Here is a 247-nt window from a genome sequence, read left to right as displayed (position 1 = left end):
CGGGAAGGCAAGCTCTATGAGCCCTCCAAGCCCGGCGAGGCGCTGAAGCCCCAGGAAGTCATCGAGGCGCTGTGCCGCGTCACTCGGGGCGAAGCGTACGTCACCACCGACGTGGGCCAGCACCAGATGTTTGCCGCGCAGTACTACAAGTTCGACAAGCCCAACCGCCTGATTACCTCCGGTGGCCTGGGCACCATGGGCTTCGGCTTTCCGGCCGCCATGGGCATCAAGCAGAACTTCCCCGAAG

Annotated in this window: 1 protein-coding gene; it reads left to right on the top strand. The window is 64.4% G+C overall.

Annotated elements, in window-relative coordinates; all coding sequences use genetic code 11:
- A partial coding sequence (locus tag V0R37_RS22965; RefSeq protein WP_420376675.1) for a thiamine pyrophosphate-dependent enzyme occupies positions 1-247 on the top strand: 247 nt, incomplete at both ends.

This window comes from Pollutimonas rozaliensis, assembly GCF_048751585.1.
Classification (GTDB): Bacteria; Pseudomonadota; Gammaproteobacteria; order Burkholderiales; family Burkholderiaceae_B.
The sequence above is the reverse complement of the archived record's forward strand: the minus strand, read 5'-3'. Positions and strand labels throughout refer to the sequence as shown.